We start from the raw sequence: 17486 nt of genomic DNA, 5'->3' as shown, positions 1-17486 counted from the left end.
GTCACAGAGGCCCGCGATGACAAGGCCCCGGCACCCAAGGTCTGCACCGGCGCTTGCGCAGGGTGCCAAAGGAAGGCGAATGACAGCTGACAGACTGCAAAACGAGCCCTTGCTGACGGATCCGGCCCTCGCGCCGGGGCGCGAACTATTGGCGGAGGGGCGCAGCATGGCGGCCACATGGCGGCTGGGCCGGTCGGCATTTCTGGATGCCGAAGGGGTGGCGTCCGAGGCAGACTACAAGCGCCGCGCGATGGCTGACGGGCGCATGATGCAGCATGCGCATATCGGGTTTCGCAGCATCGACCGAACGGTCGATGCGATGTCCGAGCTTCACGCACGCGCCGCCGCCCAAGGGGTGCGCATCGACCGCTTTGGCGTGACGCTGGATTGGACGATGGGCTATCCGGCCGACCGGCGCGCGGGGGCTGCGCGTGGCACCGGGATCGTGCTGAACGGGCCGGAGGATTTTGCGCGCATCACGGGGGCCAGCCCGGCCGCCGCGCATTTTGGTGATTTCATGCTGGGCCTGCCCGGCGCGCTGGAGAATACGCGCGCCGCGATTGCGGCGGGGGCGACGGCCATCGGCAATCTGGGGCAGTATTTCACCTTTCGGTTGCCCTATTGGGATGATGACGTCGCCACGACCGAAGCGACGCTGCGCGCTCTTGGCCTGATCGCCGCGCAGGAGGCCGAGATCCTCGTGCATTCCAACCTTGATGACGGGTTTGCGGGCCTCTTTCTCGACATGACATCGGCCTTTGGAATGATGCTGATCGAAAAACATATCGTCGAGGATCTGATCGGCGCATCGGCCTCGTTCTGCTTCGGGCATCACTTTTCAGCGCCGCTGACGCGCGCGGCTTTTCAGGCGGCTTTGGCGCGTGAGACGCAGACGCCCGGCACGATGATCTTTGGCAATACGGTCGCCTATCAGGGTGGGCCTGCACAGAATTATGCAAGCCTTGCCAGTTACTTGCTGGCCGATCTTGCAGCTTTGCATGAACACCCCTCGGGGCATGCGGTCAATCCGGTGCCGGTGACCGAAAATCTACGTATCCCCGATGTGGACGAAATCCTTGATGCACAGCTCTTTGCCGCGCGGCTGGCAGATCACGCGCCGGGCCATGCGGCGGTCAGGGACGGTGCGCTGATCGGAGACATGGCGGACCGCCTGATTGCGGGCGGGCGCACCTTTGCCGAGGCAGCGCTGATGGGGCTGGCCGAGCGGGGCGTCGACACCGCCGATCCCGCTGCGCTGATGCTGGCGATCCGGCGGATGGGCGCGCGCCGGATGGAGGCGCTTTTTGGCGCAGGCGCGCTGGAGGGCGCGGGGCGCAGACCGCTGGTTGCCGCCGACTGGGCCGAGGAGCTGGACGAGATGGCGCACGCCTGGACCCGGTGCCAGCAGGGCGCGGCGCTGGCGCAGCGCCGCGTCGCGCTGGGCACCACGGATGTACACGAGCATGGCGCCTATCTGGTGCGCCGCGCGCTGGAAGGGCTGGGCGCCGAAGTCATCGAGGCGGGCGTCGCCATCGACGCCGAGGTCATGGTGGACCGCGCGATTTCCGCGGGCGCCGATGCGATTGCCGTCAGCACCTATAACGGGATCGGTTTGGGCTATGCGCGCAGGCTTGTCGCCGAGCTGGCGGCGCGGGGCGCGGATATTCCGGTGCTGATGGGCGGCAAGCTGAACGAGATCCCGCAAGACAGCAATTCGAGCCTGCCCGTTGATGTCACCGACCAGATCCGCGCGGCGGGCGCGCATCCTTGCGCGGGCCTTGACGACATGCTGGCGGCGCTGACGCGCTAGACGTGCTGGCCGCCGTTCACGTCGATGGAGGTGCCGTTGACGTAGGACGAATGCGAGGTGCACAGAAACAGCACGACTCGCGCCACCTCTTCGGATTGGCCGAGGCGCCGAAGGGGGATGGTGCGCGTGATTTCCTCGGTGCCGGGCGAGAGAATCTCGGTCTCGATCTCGCCGGGGGTGACCATGTTGGTGCGGATGCCGCGCGGCCCGAATTCGGCTGCCGCTTCGCGCGTCAGGGCCGCCAGCGCCGCCTTGGAACAGGCATAGGCCGCGCCAGCAAACGGATGCACGCGGCTGCCAACGATCGAGCCGACGTTGACGACGCAGCCCTTGGCAATCTCGAGCTCGGGCATGAGGTCGCGCATCAGCGCGGCGGGGCCGAAAAGGTTGACGTTCATCACATGGTGCCACGTCGCATCGTCGGTGGACGCGATGCCAAGTCGCGCGCCGCCTTCGCCCTTGGGCGAGATGCCGGCATTGTTGACGATGGCGTTCAGCCCCTCTGGCCCCAACGTCGCGCGCACGCGTTTCACCAGATCGGCGCGCGCGTCCGCATCCGACAGATCGCCCTGAAAATGGTCGGTCGCGCCCGCGTGCCAGGGGCATCGGTCGTCAAAGGCGGTGCGCGAGACGCTCAGCACGCGCCAGCCCGCCGCCTGGAACGATTTGACGGTGGCGTGGCCGATGCCGCGGCTCGCGCCGGTCAGCAGCAGGGTTTTGGCGGTCATGAGGGATCCTCCCGGATCGGTGGCCGCAGGGGGCAGCCTTATCGGAGAGTAGTAGGGGCCTTGCGGCGCGTGTCAACGGCTGAGCCGGGCATCTCAGGCAGGGGCGATGGATAGGCGAAGAATAGCGCGGAGATCTGCCTAAAGCGTTTCGCGAAAAAACCTGAATCACAGAGTTTCGCGAAACGCAGACCCACATACAGGCGTTGCACGCGTTTCGCACTTTGCTGATGCCTCAGGTTAAAGGCGAAACGCTTTAGTGATACGACCGCTCGGCCAGAGGAACATCCGCGATTTCCCGGATCAGCATATCGGTCAGCACCGCCTCGGCACGGTTGAGCGTGCGCGCGGGATTGCTGACCAGATGAATGTCGATCGCAGGCAGATTCGTTTCGGGCGGCAATTGCCACAGGCGTCCGGCGGCCACGTCACGCGCAGCGACATGGACGGGCAGGGCGCCGATGCCCACATTCGTCACGATGAGGCGGCGCACCTCCGACAGGCTCGATGACACGCCCTTGAGGTCGGGGCGCATCTCGGCCTGCTGGCGCAGGCGCGCCAACTCGAACAGCGGCCCCGCAGCGGTATCAGTCTGGAACGAGACCGCCTGCTCGCCGCGCAGGTCGCGCAGCTTGAGCCCCGTCTTGCCGAAGAGGCGATGCCCCGGCCCGCAGTAATGCCCGAAGAACTCGCGGTAGAGCACGCGGTAGTCCAACCCCGGCGCCGGATGCGACACGAGGCAGAGGCCAAAGGCGACGCGATTATGCGCGACGCGCCCGATCACCTCCTCGCTTTCGGCGATCGACAGCGAATAGGTGACGTCGGGATGCGCCGCATTGAACCGCTCCAGCACTGCGTCGAGGTGCGGGCTGACCACATGGCTGGCCAGCGCGATGGCGACATGGCCCGTCACCTTGTCCTCGGCCGCGCCGAGGATCGTTGGCAGCTGCGTGACGGCACCAAAGACCGTGGCCGCCTCGCGGTAGAGGGTCTGGCCTGCCGGCGTGACGCTGAAATGTGTCGAACTGCGGTTGATGAGGCGGCGGCCCACCTGATCCTCCAGCCGCTTGAGCGCCGAAGAGATCGTAGGCTGTTTCAGCCCGAGGAAGACTGCGGCGGGCGTGATGCCGCCCTCGTCCACAAGCACCATGAAGGTGCGCAGAAGATTCCAGTCGAGATTCCAGGCAAAGCGTTGCGAATTTGGAGGGCCCATAGATTTCATCAATTTTGATTATTTCTTTTATCTATTTGCACGATGATTGGCGGCTGTGCAACCATTTGCGCAGACCAGACCGCCTGGGCGGACAAGATGCGCTGCGCGCTCCTTCGTCTTCTTGTGCTCTGGGACTGCCAGAAAAGTTACCAACGGGAGAAACCGACATATGACAACGACCACAAGCATGATTCGCCGCACGTTCCTGGCCACGACGGCACTGGCCGCCGCAGCCCTCATCACAGGGCCCGCCGCCGCAGACGAGCTGGAGGGCATCAAGGAGCGCGGCGTGCTCAAGATCGCCATGACGGGGCAGTATCCGCCCTTCAATTTTGTCAACGAATCCAACGAGGTTGTCGGCTTCGATCCGGCCATCGGCACCGAGATCGCCAAGCGCATGGGCCTCGAGACCGAGATCGTCACCACCGCGTGGGACGGTATCATCGGCGGCCTTCTGGCCAATAAATACGACGCGGTCGTCGGCTCGATGTCGATCACCGAAGAGCGCGACAAGGTCATCGATTTCGTCGGCCCCTACTACACGACCAAGCGGGCGATCTTTACCGTCGCAGATTCGGATCTGACCACGGTTGAGGGGCTGGATGATGCCGTCGTCGGCGTCACCTTGGGCGAGACGCACGAGGAATGGGCGCGCGAGCAGGGCTATGACATCAAGACATACAAGGGCCTGCCCGAGCTGCTGCTGGAGCTGACCAATGGCCGCGTCGACGCCATCGTGAACGATTCGATCCCCGTCATGCTGGCGATGAAGGACGGTCAGTATGACCTTGCCGTCATCGAAGATCCGTCGGCCGAGCCGATCGGTGCCGGCATCGCCATCCGCGAGAACAACCCCGAGCTGGCCGCGGCCATGAAGGAGGCGCTCGACGCGATGATGGAAGATGGCACCTACATGGAAATCGCCAACGAATGGGTCGGCGGCGACATCCGCTGATCTGACTGACTGCGCAGGCCCGCCACGCTGATTGGCGGGCCTGATGCATGTTTGAGGCAAACATTCAGACCGAAATGAGGGCAGGACGCGTGACGACGACGTATGGACATCTGACTTGGGAGGACGTGCGCGATGCCGACAAGGATCGGGTCGTGATTCTGTCCGTCTCGGCCACCGAGGATCATGGGCCACACATGCCGCTGGACACCGACACGGTGCTGGGCATGGCCGTGGCCGAAGGTGTGGCTGCTGCCGCGCCGGACGAGGTTTTCGTGATGCCGCCGATCCCCTACGGCTTCAACGAGCATCACAAGGATTTTCCCGGTGTCATCTGGATCCAGCCCGAAACGCTGATCGCCTTTGTCACCGATGTCACCAAATCGCTCGCGCATCATGGCTTTCGCCGGATCCTTCTGCTCAACTCGCATGGATCGAACCATCCGGTTCTGGATCTGGCCGCGCGCAAGACGGTGATCGAGACGGGCATCATCTGCGTCTCGGCCTCCTATTGGAACCTGATGTCAGACCGTATCAACGAGATCCGCGCATCCGATCTGGGCGGCATTGCCCATGCGGGCGAATTCGAGGCGGCGATGTATATGCATCTGCACCCCGAGCGGGTGGACCTGAGCAAGGCAGCGACGCAGAACCTGCATGACCCAAAGTCGAAATTCTTCAACCTGGATCTTGCAGGCAAGGGCGGGGGCGCAATGCTGATGCGCTGGTGGTCCGAGGTGTCGCCCGATGGCACGATGGGCGATCCGACCGTCGCCACGCCCGAGAATGGCGAGAAATTCCTGAAGGCGGCCATCGAAGAAACGACCGCCCTCATCCGCGAAATCCACGCGCTGCCGATTCTGGAGCGCAAAGACCACCATTGAGGGCGCAAGCCCCTGACACTGGAGACCGCCCTTGGACATCGACCTGATCCTGCGCGTTTACCCATTTTTCATCGAGGCCGCCTGGGTCACTGTGCAACTCTCGGTGCTGACCTGCGCGCTGGGCCTTGCTTGTGGCACGCTGGGCGCGGCGGCGCGTCTGTCGCGGCTGGCCCCGATCCGTTGGATCGCGGCGGCCTACGTCAGCGTCTTTCGCGGCACGCCCGCGCTGATCCAGATCTTCATCCTCTATTTCGGCGGCCCTCAGATCGGCATCAACCTTGACAGCTTTGCTGCCGGCACCATCGCGCTGGGTGTGAACATCGGCGCTTATATGACCGAGACGATCCGCGGCGCCATCATTTCGGTCGATCGCGGCCAGACCGAGGCGTCGCGCACGCTGGGCATGAGCCGCGCGCAGACCATGCGCAAGGTGATCCTGCCGCAGGCCGCGCGCATGATGATCCGGCCCCTCGGCGTCAACATCAACGCGCTCATCAAGGGCACCGCCCTTGTCGCGCCGATTTCGGTGATCGAGCTGACCTATACCGCGCAGCGCTTCATCGGGTCGACCTACAAGCCGTTCGAGATGTTCCTGCTGGCGGGCATCCTCTACATGATCATCATTTACGTCGTTGGCCACGGTATCAAATGGCTCGACCGCCGGGCGCAGATCGTATGAGTCGCGCCCCAATGACAGGAGGCCGTCATGGGTCTTGATTTCACCGTTGTGCCTGCGTATTTCGACGTGCTCTTGCTGGGCACGGCGTGGACCATCGCCATCATGATCTGCGCCGGGCTGCTCAGTTTCTTCGGCGGTATCTTCTTTGCGGTGATCGCGCTTTATGGCCACTGGGTGATCCGGTTGCCCTTCCGCCTCTTTGCGTGGCTCTTCATGGGCACGCCGCTGCTGTTGCAACTCTTTCTGATCTATTTCGGCCTGATCGAGATCGGCATCGACCTGCCGGCCTTCGTCGCTGGTGTGATCGGCCTCGGCCTGCATTTCGCGGTCTATAACTCCGAGCTGATCCAGGCGTCGATCCTGGCGGTGGACAAGGGGCAATACGAGGGTGCGCGCACTCTGGGCCTGTCGCGCGGACAGACGCTGCGCCGTATCGTCATTCCGCAGGCGGTGCGGGCCGTGGTGCCGCCCATGGGCAACAACATGATCGCGCTTCTCAAGGATAGCGCGCTGGTGTCTGTCATCGGCGTGGCCGAACTGACGCTGGCCGCGCAGCAGGCGATCAGCCGCACGTATCGCCCCTTCGAGTTCTACATCGCCGCCGCCGCCTGCTATTACGTCGTCAACCTGTGCCTTGAGGCCGGATTGCGCCGCCTCGAGCGCCGCATCGCGGCCTCGCGCTAAGGAGCCTTACTCATGACCGATACCCCCTTCGTCGATATTCGCCACGCCGCCAAAAGCTTTGGCGCGCTGGAGGTGCTCAAGGACATCAACCTGACCGTGCAGCGCGGCCAGATCGTGGCCATCATCGGCCCGTCGGGTTCGGGCAAATCCACGCTCTTGCGCGCCATCAACGAGCTGGACCCCCTGACTTCGGGCGAGGTCTGGCTGGAAGGCGTGCAGATCAACAAGAAGCTTCCGCATCGCCAGTATGAAAAACACGTCAATCAGGTCCGTCAGGACATCGGGATGGTGTTTCAGCACTTCAACCTCTTTCCGCACCTGAACGTGCGCGACAACATCACGCTGGCGCCCAAGATGCTGAAGGGGCTGTCGACCGCCGACGCCAACAAGCTGGCCGAGGAACAGCTGGCGCATGTGGGCCTGTCGGAAAAGATCGACGTTTTTCCCTCGCGCCTTTCGGGCGGGCAGAAACAGCGCGTGGCGATTGCCCGCGCCTTGGCGATGAAGCCCAAGGTGATGTTGTTTGACGAGGCGACATCGGCGCTGGACCCCGAACTGGTCGAAGAGGTCAACCAGGTGATGAAGAAGCTCGCCGAGGAGCACATGACCATGATCATCGTCACCCATGAGATGGATTTCGCGGCCAGCGTCTGCGACCGAGTGCTCTTCATGGATCAGGGCGTCGTGGTCGAGGAGGGGCCGCCCGAGGTTATTTTCCAGAACCCCAAGGAAGAGCGCACCAAGAATTTCCTGCGCAAGCATCTCAGCCGCTAAGGGCAAACAATGTCTCACCTTTTCTATCAGACCAAATCGCCCCGCCCGGTGCTGGACCGCGCGGAAGGCATCTATATGTATGATGTCGATGGCAAGCGCTATATCGACGGCTCATCCGGCGCGATGGTGTCGAACATCGGTCACTCGAACCCTGCGGTGCTGGACGCCATGCGCGCCCAGATGGAGAAATCCACCTTCGGCTATCGCCTGCATTTCCAGACCGAGGCCTCCGAGGAGCTGGCCGAAAAGATCGTGGCCCTGACGCCCGAGGGACTCGACAAGGTGTTCTTTGTCTCAGGCGGCTCCGAAGCGGTGGAAAGCACGCTGAAACTGGCGCGGCAATATGTGCTGACCAAAGGGCAGGCGCAGCGCTACAAGGTCATTTCCCGGTTTCCCAGCTATCATGGCTGCACCCTTGGCGCGCTGGCGATCACCGGCATGTCCACCATGACCGCGCCCTTTGATCCGATGATGGGCCGGATGCCCAAGATCCCGGCGCCGCGCGCCTATCTCGATGGTCTGGACCCCGAGGACGAGGCGACCGGCCTTCATTATGCCAACATGCTTGAACAAAAGATCCTCGACGAGGGTCCAGAGACGGTCATGGCCTTCATCGTCGAGCCTGTGGGCGGCGCGTCGACGGGCGCGCTGGTGCCGCCTGCGGGCTACATGCAGCGCATCCGCGAGATTTGCGACACCTATGGCGTTCTTCTGATCCATGACGAGGTGATGACCGGGGGCGGGCGCACCGGCACCTTCTTTGGCGCCGAGCATTGGGGGACGGCGCCAGACCTCATCTGTCTTTCCAAGGGATTTGGCGCGGGCTACGCGCCCTTGGGGGCGATGATCGCGCGCGGCGATATGGTCGAGGCGGTGATGGAGGCGGGGGGCTTCATCCACGGCTTTACCTACGCGGGCAATCCGCTGTCGTGCGCGGCGGGCTCGGCGGTGCTGGACGAGATTGCCCGGCAGGATATGGTGGGCAATTCGGCCCGCATGGGTGATGCGCTGGCCGCGCGGCTGCAAGGTCTGATGCAGCGCTATCCGCTGATTGGCGATGTGCGCGGCAAGGGCCTGCTGACCGCGTTCGAGCTGATGGCGGATCGCGCCACAAAGGAGCCGCTGCCAAAGGCGCTGAATGCCCATTCGCGCCTCGTCGACATCGCCTATGACAACGGCCTCATCATCTACTCGCGCCGCACGCGCGGCGGCACATCGGGGGATCATTTCCTTGTTTGCCCCCCAATGATCGTGACCGAGGCACAACTGGACGAGATGACGGATATGCTCGATCGCTCGCTGGCGCAGTTCATGGCGGAAGTGCCTGCATTGGCGGCTGAATAAATGTCCAAGATCATCATCACTTGCGCCATCACAGGCTCGATCCACACCCCGTCGATGTCGCCCTATCTGCCGATCACGGCGGATGACATCACAGCCCATGCCATCGGCGCCGCCGAGGCGGGTGCAGCCATCCTGCATCTGCACGCACGCGACCCCGAGGACGGCAGCCCATCGGCCGCGCCCGAACATTTCAAGGCGTTCCTGCCGCGGATCAAGCAAAACAGCGATGCCGTGCTGAACCTGACGACGGGCGGCAGTGCCACCATGACGCTGGATCAGCGCCTTGCCGCGCCCCTCATGGCCGAGCCCGAGATGTGCAGCCTCAACATGGGGTCGATGAATTTTGCGCTCTACCCGGCGGCGAGCAAGATCACCGATTGGAAATATGACTGGGAAACGCCGTTTCTGGAGAACTCAGACGATCTGATCTTCAAGAACACGCCCCGCGACATCGCCCATATCCTGACCGAGTTGGGCACCAAACGTGGCGCGCGGTTCGAGTTCGAATGCTACGACGTGGGGCATCTCTACATGCTCAAGCATTTCGTGGATCGCGGGCTGGTCAAGGCACCGCTCTTTATCCAGTTCGTCTTTGGTGTGCTGGGCGGGATCGGGCCGGACCCCGAAAATCTGGTGCACATGAAGGGGATCGCCGACAAGCTCTTTGGCGATGACTACATCTTTTCGGTGCTGGCGGCGGGACGGCACCAGATGCCGCTGATTACCATGTCGGCCATTCTGGGTGGTCATGTGCGGGTGGGCCTTGAGGATTCTCTGATGATCTCGCGCGGCACGCTGGCGCAGACCAATGCCGAGCAGGTCGGCAAGATCCGCCGCATCGTCGAGGATCTGGGGCGTAGCGTGGCCGCGCCCGATGAGGCGCGGCAGATGCTGGGGCTGAAGGGCGGGGATGCAACGGCGATTTGAGGGCGCTCAGGCCACCGCCCAATTCAAATCCCTTTTATAACGGTTTCTTACACGCCGTTCTTCATCCATCACTAGAAGATGCCGCCAGCGATTGTCAAAGAGCGTGCGCAGCTTTCGCTGCCTCCAGCACGGACTGGGGTGTGCACGAGAGGGCGGGCAAGCGTTCCGCGCCTCCAATGCCGTGCCGCGGCCTGCTGATGCTATCCGACAATGACGGCACGCACTGGCGGCAGGGCCGATGAGGTAAGGTGATCCCGACCGCAAGCGCTGGACCTGGAGGGCGGGAACTCAGCTCATATCGGGATAGAGCGCGATCAACTCGTGGACGATGGCGACAAAGTTCCGCTCGGCGGGGGCCAATCGCTCGGGCTGGGCGTGGACAAGGTAGACATCCGCGCCGATCGGCTCGTCGGTGATCCTGAGCGGCCAGAGCGCGCCGTCGCGGATATCCTGCTGCGCCGTCATCAGCGGCAAGACACCGATACCAAGACCCGACACGATCATGCGGCGCACCTCCTCCATGTTGGTGCTGAGGCCGATGATGTGGCGGCCCAGCCGTGTGCCCGCGAGCAGCGTCGACATCGGCTCCAGCCCCGCGCCTTGGGTCGCGCAGGCAAAGGAGACGAACGGCTCGCTCTCCACGTCCTCGATGCTTACGCGGCGCTGACCGAAGAGCGGATGCTCGGCGCCGCAAAAAAGGCTGAACTCTTCGCGAAAAAGGCGCAGGGCGCAAAGGCCCGGTTGTGGCTCTGCCAGCAGGCAGATGCCCAGATTGAGGCGGTTTTCCAGAATGTTGCGCACGATGATCTGGCTGTTCTGGATTTCGCCCTGAAAGGTGACGGCGCGGTGGCGCTGGTGAAACAGGCGCATGATCTCGTCCAGCATGGGCGAGGCCAGGTTGCTGACGATCTGGTAACGCACCAGCCCGCGCTCGCCCGTCTCATCCGCGCCCACGATGGCCGATATCCGGCTCGCGCTGTCAAAGATTTGGACGCATTCCGCAAGAATCTTGGTGCCGCATGGCGTCAGTTCGAAATGGCGGCTATCGCGGATCACCAACCGGCGGCCAAGCTGATCCTCCAGCCGCCGCAGCCCGTTGCTGACCGATGGTTGGCTGAGGCCAAGGCGCTTGGCCGCACGTGTCACGCTCTGCTCGCTCGCCACGATGTAGAACACGCGCAGGAGGTTCCAGTTGAGGTCGGTATGCAGGCTGGCGTCCATGGAACAGGGTCCGTTTGGTGGAGCATCGGTTCCGTTCGATCATACGCCGGCCCTATGGAAATGCTATGCTAATCATAGCCTCCCGCTATTTGACTGAAACCCCGTTGCAGCGTCTCATTTGGCTTGAACGACGCAAGGGCAGGGGCCGCAAATGGACGCACTTCACGATCTGTCGGATGTCGAAACGGCCACGCTCGGCCACTTCCTGAGCGATGGTTTCATGGCGCCCTCGATCCAAGGGCTCATGCCCGAGCGGCGGATTTTTGGCCCTGCGCTGACCGTGCGGTTGCCGGGGGATGACGGCGCGGCGCTGGTCGATGCGCTCTCCTGCGCAGAGCCGGGGCAGGTGATCGTGATCGACCGCTGCGGTGATCTGCGCCACGCCTGCTGGGGCGCGGTTACAAGCCGCGCCGCACAGGCACGCGGCGTCGCGGGCGCCGTCATCGACGGCTTTGTCACCGACCGCTCGGCCATCATGGGCAGCGAATTCGGCGTCTGGTGCCGGGGCCGCTCGCCGGTAACGACCAAACCGCGCGGCATTGCGGGGGATGTGAACGTGCCGATCAATTGCGGCGGCATCGCGGTGCGCCCCGGCGACCTCGTGCTGGCCGACGAAAGCGGTGTCATCGTGATGGACCCGCGCGACGCCGAGGCGCATGTCGCCCGTGCGCGCCAGATCCAGCACGACGAGATCGCCATCCTGGAGCGGCTGGGCCAAGGCGAGACACTGGCACAGATCGTGCGGCCAGCAGCCCGGCAGGATCAAAAAACCAAGCGTGCAAAATAGCACGCTCAGAAGCGGTTAACCGCCACACAAGACGAACCCAAGAACAGCCAACAGAGGACATCATGACATATCAGATCCCAATGCGATTTGCCGCCAGCGCCGCCGCCATTGCCGCCGCGCTGACACTGACCGCCGCGCCTGCCATGGCGGGCAAGGACAACAACACGCTCAACGTCGCCTTTTCTGCCGAGCCCGAGCCGCTCGATACCTACAAGATCGCGGGCCGTGAGGGCCTGATCCTTGCGCGGCACATCTATGACGGGCTGCTCTACAAGGACCTAGACACGGGCGAGATCATGCCGGCGCTGGCCGAAAGCTGGGAGTTCACCGACACGCTGACGATGGAATTTACCCTGCGCCAAGGCGTCAAGTTTCATAACGGCGCAGATTTCACCGCCGATGATGTGGTGGAGACGCTGAACACCGTGATCACGCCTGAATACGGCACGCGGTATTCCATCTCAGTCGACTGGATCGAAAGTGTGGAAAAGCTGGACGATTACAAGGTGCGCATCAACATGTCCAAGCCCTTTGCCGGGGCTGTCGAGATGCTGGCCGATGCGCTGCCGATGTATCCGCATGAATTCTTTGCTGAAAACGGATCCCAAGGGATGGCGGCCACGCCCATCGGCACAGGCCCCTACCGCCTCGTCTCGCAAGAGGCGGGCATCCGCTACGAGCTGGAGCTTTTTGAAGATCATTACGAGGGCAGCCCCAAGAGCGACGCCTCGATCGAAAAGATCATCGTGCGCACCATGCCCGAGATGAACACGCAATATGCCGAGCTGATGTCCGGCGATCTGGACTGGATCTGGCGGATTCCGCCCGATCAGGCCAAGCAGTTGGAAAGCCGGGTGCAGATCATCAGCGCGCCTATCATGCGCATCGGCTATGTCGGCTTTGCCCCCCTCTCGATGGATGGCGAAAGCCCGATTGCGGACAAGCGCGTGCGCCAGGCCATCATCCATGCCACCAATCGCGGCGCCATCGTCGAGGCGTTTGCGGGGGGCGCGTCCAAGGTGCTGGACACGCCCTGCAACCCGGCGCAATTCGGCTGCGAGCAGGATGTGACCAGCTATGAATACGACCCCGAAAAGGCCCGCGCCCTCTTGGCCGAGGCCGGATTCGAGGACGGATTCGAGATGGAGATGGTCTTTGCCGCCATGCCGCGCCCAACGGCCGAGGCTGTGGCCTCGGATCTGGCGCAGGTCGGCATCACGCTGACCCTGAACGAGCAGCAGTATGCCTCGGGCATCGGCCAGTGGCGGTCCAAGGAGTTGCCGGCGTTCTTTTCCAACTGGGGCAGCTACGGCATCGGGGATGCGGTCTTCATCCTGTCGAACTTCTTTGGCGGGGGCGACGACGATCTGGTGCAGGACGACGAGCTGATCGAGTGGCTGCGCATCGCCGACACCGCCTCCGAGCGGGACGTGCGGGCGGAAAACTACAGCCTCGCGGTCAACAAGATCGTCGATGAGGCGTATTGGATGCCGATGTACAACTTCAACGTCAACTACGGCCTCTCGAACGATCTGAACTTCACCCCGCATCCCGATGAATTTGCGCGGTGGTGGCAGTCCGACTGGAAGTAAGCCGCACCTTTTCATGACACATCCGGGCCGCCCCGCTGCGGCCCGGACCCTTGGACAGGAGAGGGGCGATGCTGCTTTACATCTCTAAACGGCTGCTGGTCGCGTTTTGCGTCTGCGTGACCGTGTCGGCCATCAGCTTTGCGCTGATGTTCCTGTCAGGCGATCCGGCCATCGTCATCGCGGGCGCAGGCGGGCGGGCGCAGGATGCCGAGGCGGTGCGCATCGCCTACGGCTTCGACCGGCCCATCATAATCCAATATCTTGACTGGGTGGGCAGCGCGCTGACCGGAGATCTGGGCACGAGCGTCTATTTCAACGTGCCGGTGACCGAGATCATCGCTAACCGCGTGGGCGTCACGCTGAACCTTGGGGTGATGTCGTTCCTTCTGGCGCTGGTCGTGGCCGTGCCCCTCGGGATTGCCGCGGCGCTGCGCCCGAATGGCTGGATCGACCGGCTGGCGCTGGTGCTGGCCGTGACCGGGCAGGCGATCCCCAGCTTTTGGCTGGGGCTGATGGCCATCGTGGTCTTCGGCGTCTGGTATGGCTGGGTGCCGATTTCGGGGGCCGAAACGTGGCAGGGCTATATCCTGCCGGTCATCGTGCTGAGTTACTACGCCATGCCCGCGATGATGCGCATCACGCGCTCGGGCATGATCGACGTGCTGGGCACCGATTACATCCGCGCTGCGCGCGCCAAGGGGCTGCCCAGCGGCACTGTCGTCTTTCGCCATGCCCTGCGCAATGCCGTGCTGCCGCTGGTGTCGCTGGCCGCGGTGCAGCTGGGCCTGCTGCTATCCGGCTCGATCGTGATCGAGAGTGTCTTTGCCCTCAACGGTCTGGGGCGGCTGGCGTGGGAGTCCCTTCTGCGCAGCGATATGCCTGTGGTGCAGGCGATCATCCTGATCCTGTCGCTGCTTTACGTGCTGCTAACCACGCTGGCCGATATCCTGAATGCCACGCTCGATCCCCGCCTGAGAGGAGCTGCCTGACATGACCCTCGCCGCGACCGATACACCCGAACCGCCGGAACCGACCGAAACACCGCCGCCGAAGGTCTGGCGCAAGGTGCTGCGCAATTCTGGCGTGATGATCGGCGGTGGCATCCTTGCCATCATCGTCTTTGTCGCCATCTTTGCGCCGCTGATCGCGCCGCATGATCCGATCGCGCAAGATCTGTCGCGCCGCCTGTTGCCGCCCTTCTGGCATGACCGCGCGGTGCCCGAGCATCTGCTGGGCACCGACCATCTGGGCCGCGATTACCTGTCGCGCATGATCTTTGGCGCGCGCGTATCGCTGGGCGTGGGGGTGGGCGTCATCCTCGTCTCAGGGGTGATCGGCGTGACGTTGGGCCTCTTGGCGGGATATTTCGGCGGTTGGGTCGATATGGTCATCAGCTTTGCGATCACGACACGCCTGTCGCTGCCCATCGTTCTGGTCGCGCTGGCGGCTGTCGCACTGGGGGGCGCGTCGCTCTGGACATTGATTACGGTGCTGGGCCTGCTGCTGTGGGACAGGTTCGCCGTCGTCTCGCGCGCGGCGGCGCAAAGCCTCAGGCACCGCGAATTCATCATGGGCCTGCGCGCCATCGGCGCCAGCCGCGCGCGCATCCTCTTTCTCGAGATCCTACCGAACATGCAAAGCACGATCCTCGTCGTCGTCACGCTGGAGGTCGCCAATGTGATCTTGCTGGAGGCGGCGCTGTCGTTCCTCGGGCTGGGCGTGCGCCCGCCCACGCCTTCCTGGGGGCTGATGATCTCGGAGGGGCGGGACAATATCCTCTTTGATCCGTGGCTGATTGCGATGCCGGGCACGGCCCTGTGCATATTGGTGTTGGCGGTTAACCTCTTTGGCGATGGCATGCGCGATGTGACGGGGCCGGCAAGGCGATGAGTGATCTTCTGCTAGATATCCAGAACCTGCGGGTGTCCCTGCCCACGGATCGCGGCATGCTCAACGCGGTGCGCGGGATCGACCTGCAGATCGGGCGCGGCGATACGCTGTGCCTCGTGGGCGAGTCCGGTTGCGGCAAATCGCTGACCGCGATGGCGATCATGGGCCTTTTACCGCGCTATGCAAAGGTTACCGCCGACCGGTTCGAGATGGTGGGCCATGACCTCACCGGCAAGGGCCGCGCGCGGCTGCCGCAGATGCGCGGGCGCGAGGTGGCGATGATCTTTCAGGATCCGACCAGTTCGCTCAATCCGACGCTGACGGTCGGGCGGCAACTGACCGAGGGCGTCATGCGCACCGAGCGGCTGAGCCGCAGTGACGCCGACAAGCGCGCCGCCGAAATGCTGGAGCGTGTCGGCATCTCGAACCCCACCGCGCGGCTGACGCAATATCCGCACACCTTTTCGGGCGGTCAGCGCCAGCGCATCATGATCGCCTCGGCCCTTATGGGCCGCCCGCGCCTGTTGATCGCGGACGAGCCGACGACGGCGCTGGATGTCACGATTCAGGCGCAGATCCTTGCCGTGCTGGCCGAGTTGCAGTCGGATCTGGGGCTGTCGCTGATGCTGATCACGCATGATCTGGGGGTGGTCGCCGCCATCGCGACGGATGTGGCAGTCATGTATGCCGGGCGCATTGCCGAGCTTGCCCCGGCGCGCGATCTTTTTGCGGCGCCGGGGCACCCCTATACCCAAGGGCTGCTCAGGGCCATTCCGGTGCCGGGCAAGACAGAGCGCGGCACGCCCCTGCCTGCCATTCCGGGCCGTGTGCCGGGCCTGATCGGCACTCTTAGGGGATGTGCCTTTCGCGACCGCTGCGCGCTGGCTGGCCCCGAATGCGCGGCCGATCCGGTGCCGCGCCTTGCGCGCCCGCCCGCAGGATTCGTCGAATGCTACAAGGCCGTTCAGGCCGACGGCCAGACATCCCAAGCAAAGGCCAAGACATGAGCGCGCCGATGATCCGCCTGAGCAACATCCGCAAGACATTCCGCTTGCGTCGCCGCCTTCTGGCCCCGCCGCAGGAATTGGTGGCCGTGAACGATCTGTCGCTTGACGTGGCCGAGGGTGAGACGCTGGGCCTTGTCGGTGAAAGCGGTTGTGGCAAGAGCACGGCGGTCAGCATCATGCTCGGCCTGATGAAGCCCGATTCCGGCACGATCGAGATCGACGGCCAGCCCATCGGCTCCATGCCCGTGCGCGAGCGTGTGCGCTTGATCCAGCCGATCTTTCAGGATCCGAACGCATCACTCAACCCGGTCAAGCGTATCTCCGCCCTCATCGCGCAGCCCTTGCGTCTGCACGGGCGTCTCTCTGGCAGCGATGTCGGGCCCGAGGTGACGCGCATGCTGAACCTTGTCGGTCTGCCCGCGCGCCTTGCGGATGCCTATCCGGCCGAGCTGTCGGGTGGCCAGCGACAGCGTGTTGCGATTGCGCGCGCGCTGATCCTCAAGCCGCGTGTTCTGATCTGCGACGAGCCGACATCGGCGCTCGATGTGTCGGTGCAGGCGCAGATCATCAACCTGCTGCTGGAACTGAAGGCCGAGCTGGGCCTGACCATGGTCTTTGTCAGTCACAACCTCGCCGTGGTCGAGCATCTGGCCGACCGGGTGGCCGTGATGTATCTGGGCCAGAAGGTTGAGGAGGCCGAGACCGGCGCGCTCTTCCGCCTTGCGCAGCATCCCTACAGCCGCGCGCTTCTGGCCGCGACGCTGCGGCCCGAACCGGGTTTTGGCCTGCCCACGCTGGGGCTGGGCGCGGCTGCGGCCGATCCCTTTGCCGTCACGGAGGGATGCCTCTTTGCGCCGCGCTGCGCGATGGTGCAGCAAAGCTGCCGCGAAAACCGGCAGGAGTTGCGCAGGCTCAACGGTGCATTGGTGCGCTGCGAGCGGGCCTGATTGCGCAAAGGTCTGACTGCGTCTCCGTTTGCGCCTCGACCATGGACATC

The 17486-nt window shown here is 63.8% G+C and carries 17 protein-coding genes; 14 read left to right on the top strand and 3 right to left on the bottom strand.

Features of this window, described 5'->3' with window-relative positions; all coding sequences use genetic code 11:
• The first annotated feature begins 79 nt into the window (after positions 1–79).
• On the top strand, positions 80–1810 hold the full coding sequence (locus tag V8352_RS07580) for a cobalamin-dependent protein (RefSeq protein WP_336423670.1): 1731 nt from the start codon (positions 80–82) through the stop codon (positions 1808–1810).
• Here the strand turns inward: V8352_RS07580 and V8352_RS07575 are convergent.
• Positions 1807–2538, bottom strand: coding sequence for an SDR family NAD(P)-dependent oxidoreductase (locus tag V8352_RS07575; RefSeq protein ID WP_336423669.1), 732 nt, complete (start codon positions 2536–2538; stop codon positions 1807–1809). The two genes, V8352_RS07580 and V8352_RS07575, sit on opposite strands and share 4 nt — an antisense overlap.
• A 253-nt stretch (positions 2539–2791) precedes the next feature.
• Positions 2792–3748 carry a LysR family transcriptional regulator gene (locus tag V8352_RS07570; protein ID WP_336423668.1) on the bottom strand — a complete coding sequence of 319 codons (957 nt, stop codon included), beginning with the start codon at positions 3746–3748 and terminating at the stop codon, positions 2792–2794.
• A gap of 169 nt (positions 3749–3917) precedes the next feature.
• On the opposite strand from V8352_RS07570, the gene V8352_RS07565 reads away from it, so the two are divergent.
• From V8352_RS07565 to V8352_RS07535, 7 genes are read left to right on the top strand one after another with little or no spacing between them, the layout of a single operon-like run.
• The gene (locus tag V8352_RS07565) at positions 3918–4703 is read left to right on the top strand and encodes a transporter substrate-binding domain-containing protein (protein WP_336423667.1); all 786 of its coding nucleotides are present in this window, start codon (positions 3918–3920) and stop codon (positions 4701–4703) included.
• A 47-nt stretch (positions 4704–4750) separates the two neighbouring features.
• Positions 4751–5584: a creatininase family protein gene (locus V8352_RS07560; protein WP_336423666.1), complete on the top strand. Its 834-nt coding sequence runs from the start codon at positions 4751–4753 to the stop codon at positions 5582–5584.
• Positions 5585–5615: 31 nt separating this feature from the next.
• On the top strand, positions 5616–6263 hold the full coding sequence (locus V8352_RS07555) for an amino acid ABC transporter permease (protein ID WP_336423665.1): 648 nt from the start codon (positions 5616–5618) through the stop codon (positions 6261–6263).
• A gap of 27 nt (positions 6264–6290) precedes the next feature.
• The gene (locus V8352_RS07550) at positions 6291–6947 is read left to right on the top strand and encodes an amino acid ABC transporter permease (RefSeq protein WP_336423664.1); all 657 of its coding nucleotides are present in this window, start codon (positions 6291–6293) and stop codon (positions 6945–6947) included.
• Between the two features lie 12 nt (positions 6948–6959).
• On the top strand, positions 6960–7721 hold the full coding sequence (locus V8352_RS07545) for an amino acid ABC transporter ATP-binding protein (protein WP_336423663.1): 762 nt from the start codon (positions 6960–6962) through the stop codon (positions 7719–7721).
• A gap of 9 nt (positions 7722–7730) precedes the next feature.
• Positions 7731–9065: an aminotransferase family protein gene (locus tag V8352_RS07540; RefSeq protein ID WP_336423662.1), complete on the top strand. Its 1335-nt coding sequence runs from the start codon at positions 7731–7733 to the stop codon at positions 9063–9065.
• Entirely contained in the window at positions 9066–9992 is a 927-nt protein-coding gene (locus tag V8352_RS07535; RefSeq protein ID WP_336423661.1) for a 3-keto-5-aminohexanoate cleavage protein, read from the top strand.
• Between the two features lie 288 nt (positions 9993–10280).
• On the opposite strand, the gene V8352_RS07530 is transcribed toward V8352_RS07535, so the two are convergent.
• Complete coding sequence (locus tag V8352_RS07530; protein WP_336423660.1) at positions 10281–11213, bottom strand: LysR family transcriptional regulator; 933 nt, start codon at positions 11211–11213, stop codon at positions 10281–10283.
• Between the two features lie 151 nt (positions 11214–11364).
• On the opposite strand from V8352_RS07530, the gene V8352_RS07525 reads away from it, so the two are divergent.
• The 6 genes from V8352_RS07525 (at position 11365) to V8352_RS07500 (ending at position 17436) form a co-directional block, all read left to right on the top strand.
• Complete coding sequence (locus V8352_RS07525; RefSeq protein ID WP_336423659.1) at positions 11365–12000, top strand: RraA family protein; 636 nt, start codon at positions 11365–11367, stop codon at positions 11998–12000.
• Positions 12001–12062: 62 nt separating this feature from the next.
• The gene (locus tag V8352_RS07520) at positions 12063–13592 is read left to right on the top strand and encodes an ABC transporter substrate-binding protein (protein ID WP_336423658.1); all 1530 of its coding nucleotides are present in this window, start codon (positions 12063–12065) and stop codon (positions 13590–13592) included.
• Positions 13593–13660: 68 nt separating this feature from the next.
• Positions 13661–14581 carry an ABC transporter permease gene (locus tag V8352_RS07515; RefSeq protein WP_336423657.1) on the top strand — a complete coding sequence of 307 codons (921 nt, stop codon included), beginning with the start codon at positions 13661–13663 and terminating at the stop codon, positions 14579–14581.
• Position 14582: 1 nt separating this feature from the next.
• Positions 14583–15482 (top strand): ABC transporter permease, encoded by a 900-nt coding sequence (locus tag V8352_RS07510; protein WP_336423656.1) that lies wholly within the window; start codon positions 14583–14585, stop codon positions 15480–15482.
• Positions 15479–16489: an ABC transporter ATP-binding protein gene (locus tag V8352_RS07505; RefSeq protein ID WP_336423655.1), complete on the top strand. Its 1011-nt coding sequence runs from the start codon at positions 15479–15481 to the stop codon at positions 16487–16489. Before V8352_RS07510 ends, V8352_RS07505 begins: the two co-directional genes overlap by 4 nt.
• Positions 16486–17436: an oligopeptide/dipeptide ABC transporter ATP-binding protein gene (locus V8352_RS07500; protein ID WP_336423654.1), complete on the top strand. Its 951-nt coding sequence runs from the start codon at positions 16486–16488 to the stop codon at positions 17434–17436. Before V8352_RS07505 ends, V8352_RS07500 begins: the two co-directional genes overlap by 4 nt.
• Positions 17437–17486 lie beyond the last annotated feature (50 nt).

The organism is Roseovarius sp. D0-M9 (assembly GCF_037083805.1).
In the GTDB taxonomy this organism is placed as follows: Bacteria; Pseudomonadota; Alphaproteobacteria; order Rhodobacterales; family Rhodobacteraceae; genus Roseovarius.
This window is presented reverse-complemented; position numbering and strand designations above follow the sequence as displayed.

Coding starts and splice junctions, on each gene's coding strand:
- V8352_RS07580 (WP_336423670.1), top strand. CDS start 80: ATGACAGCTGACAGACTGCAAAACGAGCCCTTGCTGACGGATCCGGCC.
- V8352_RS07575 (WP_336423669.1), bottom strand. CDS start 2,538: ATGACCGCCAAAACCCTGCTGCTGACCGGCGCGAGCCGCGGCATCGGC.
- V8352_RS07570 (WP_336423668.1), bottom strand. CDS start 3,748: ATGGGCCCTCCAAATTCGCAACGCTTTGCCTGGAATCTCGACTGGAAT.
- V8352_RS07565 (WP_336423667.1), top strand. CDS start 3,918: ATGACAACGACCACAAGCATGATTCGCCGCACGTTCCTGGCCACGACG.
- V8352_RS07560 (WP_336423666.1), top strand. CDS start 4,751: ATGTTTGAGGCAAACATTCAGACCGAAATGAGGGCAGGACGCGTGACG.
- V8352_RS07550 (WP_336423664.1), top strand. CDS start 6,291: ATGGGTCTTGATTTCACCGTTGTGCCTGCGTATTTCGACGTGCTCTTG.
- V8352_RS07545 (WP_336423663.1), top strand. CDS start 6,960: ATGACCGATACCCCCTTCGTCGATATTCGCCACGCCGCCAAAAGCTTT.
- V8352_RS07540 (WP_336423662.1), top strand. CDS start 7,731: ATGTCTCACCTTTTCTATCAGACCAAATCGCCCCGCCCGGTGCTGGAC.
- V8352_RS07535 (WP_336423661.1), top strand. CDS start 9,066: ATGTCCAAGATCATCATCACTTGCGCCATCACAGGCTCGATCCACACC.
- V8352_RS07530 (WP_336423660.1), bottom strand. CDS start 11,213: ATGGACGCCAGCCTGCATACCGACCTCAACTGGAACCTCCTGCGCGTG.
- V8352_RS07525 (WP_336423659.1), top strand. CDS start 11,365: ATGGACGCACTTCACGATCTGTCGGATGTCGAAACGGCCACGCTCGGC.
- V8352_RS07520 (WP_336423658.1), top strand. CDS start 12,063: ATGACATATCAGATCCCAATGCGATTTGCCGCCAGCGCCGCCGCCATT.
- V8352_RS07515 (WP_336423657.1), top strand. CDS start 13,661: ATGCTGCTTTACATCTCTAAACGGCTGCTGGTCGCGTTTTGCGTCTGC.
- V8352_RS07510 (WP_336423656.1), top strand. CDS start 14,583: ATGACCCTCGCCGCGACCGATACACCCGAACCGCCGGAACCGACCGAA.
- V8352_RS07505 (WP_336423655.1), top strand. CDS start 15,479: ATGAGTGATCTTCTGCTAGATATCCAGAACCTGCGGGTGTCCCTGCCC.
- V8352_RS07500 (WP_336423654.1), top strand. CDS start 16,486: ATGAGCGCGCCGATGATCCGCCTGAGCAACATCCGCAAGACATTCCGC.